Genomic DNA, 1,371 nt, shown 5'->3' with positions numbered 1-1,371 from the left:
GTCCATCAGTTCCCTGGTGATCGGCGGCAGGACGGAAACGCAGTTCCTGGACAACATCGCGGCGGCAAGCCTGGTGCTTTCCGACGAGGAGCGCGCGCGCCTCGACGCGGTCAGCCGGCCGCCCTTGCTCTATCCCTACTGGCACCAGCAGCTGACGGCAAAGGACCGCTTTGGTGCCGCCGATCTGGTGATTGACCGAAGCGGCATCTGATCGGCAAATCGATGGCGATAGGTATCGCCGCCGCAATGATGGGCATGGCCCCATCATTGCGGCGCGCATCTTGCAAGCCTGGCCATCATCGACGCACTATCGCTTCAGCTGTTGTGTTTGACGGCTAATGCTCCTAGGCAGGACCAGAGCCGCGAGGCAGTGAAAAAGGAGCCGATATGGCGCGACCACCAAACTACGATCAGGAACGCAAGGAACGCGACCGCCAGAAGGCGGCCAAGAAGGCCGAGAAGCTGGCAGCCAAGGTTGCAGCGAGGGAACGTTCGAAGCCCGAAGACGAGACTGAAGCCGAAACCGAAACGGCAAAGTGACGGCAAAAGGCCCGCAGATGCGGGCCGTGCCTCAATCCGGATTGCCGCCTCGGATGTCGCCTTGTGTCAGGCCGGCGCCTTGTCGCTGACAAAGACGTCCACTTCGCGCGCCGCCGCAATGAAGGCGCGCCTGGCGTTCATCGCCGGCTTGTCGCCGGCGAGTGCGTCATGGCAGGCCTGCAGGGCCGCGCGATGCTTGGGGCTGCGCTTGCCGGGCCAGCTGTTGAGGAGGTAGTCGGAAGCCTCACGCGCCGTGCGCAAGAGCTGAGTGCTTCCCGCCGCGACTGACTTCACAGTCACAGGTGTTTCAAATCGGTTGTTTTCCATCGCCGCTCCTTACGCCATCGGCGTCTGCGAAGCGAGGGCGAAAGTGCGCACACGTCCAGACGCCGCTTTGCGCCCCTTCATCCACCTTAAGCAGCAACGACGGCAAAGCCTCTGGCGCGAAGACCGCGCCGATCGTTGGCGAGCGACGTCACCAGCCGGTCGCGGCTGCCGACAATGTGGACCGAGAGCAGGCGCGCGGCTTCATCGGCGTCGCCACGGCGTGCCGCCGCCAGTATGGCGCGATGTTCGGCCCAGGCGCGGCTGAGGGCCGCTTCGTCGCGAACCTCCAGCCAGCGCGCCCGTGACAGGCGTGTCATGGCATCACGGACCGCCCGGAACAGGAATTCATTGCCCGACAGACGCGCCAGTTCGATGTGAAAATCCATGCCGACGCGATGCCATTCCTCGCGCGGCGTGTCGTTGTCGCAGGATTCGAGCATCGCCTGGATGACATCGATGGCGCTCCGGTCCGCCAGGCCGCATGTCAGGCGAACTGCCGCAACC

Annotated in this window: 3 protein-coding genes and 1 pseudogene; 2 read left to right on the top strand and 2 right to left on the bottom strand. The window is 64.3% G+C overall.

The window, feature by feature from the left end; genetic code table 11:
- Together EN879_RS36000 and EN879_RS35995 are read left to right on the top strand one after the other, a co-directional pair.
- Nucleotides 1-211: pseudogene (locus EN879_RS36000) on the top strand (aldo/keto reductase); the annotation flags it as partial.
- 176 nt (nt 212-387) lie between these two features.
- Nucleotides 388-540, top strand: coding sequence for a hypothetical protein (locus tag EN879_RS35995; protein WP_013532262.1), 153 nt, complete (start codon nt 388-390; stop codon nt 538-540).
- Between the two features lie 66 nt (nt 541-606).
- Here EN879_RS35995 and EN879_RS35990 read toward each other — a convergent pair whose 3' ends face one another.
- Both EN879_RS35990 and EN879_RS35985 read right to left on the bottom strand, forming a co-directional pair.
- On the bottom strand, nt 607-840 hold the full coding sequence (locus tag EN879_RS35990; protein ID WP_244506945.1) for a DUF982 domain-containing protein: 234 nt from the start codon (nt 838-840) through the stop codon (nt 607-609).
- A 113-nt stretch (nt 841-953) separates the two neighbouring features.
- A partial coding sequence (locus EN879_RS35985; RefSeq protein ID WP_164774835.1) for an FCD domain-containing protein occupies nt 954-1,371 on the bottom strand: 418 nt, incomplete at its 5' end.

Origin of the sequence: Mesorhizobium sp. M7A.F.Ca.AU.002.02.1.1 (assembly GCF_003998535.1) — a bacterium.
Lineage (GTDB): Bacteria > Pseudomonadota > Alphaproteobacteria > Rhizobiales > Rhizobiaceae > Mesorhizobium > Mesorhizobium ciceri.
This window is presented reverse-complemented; position numbering and strand designations above follow the sequence as displayed.

Excerpts from the sequence above, each read along its gene's own strand:
- EN879_RS35995 (WP_013532262.1), top strand. The coding sequence starts at position 388 with ATGGCGCGACCACCAAACTACGATCAGGAACGCAAGGAACGCGACCGC.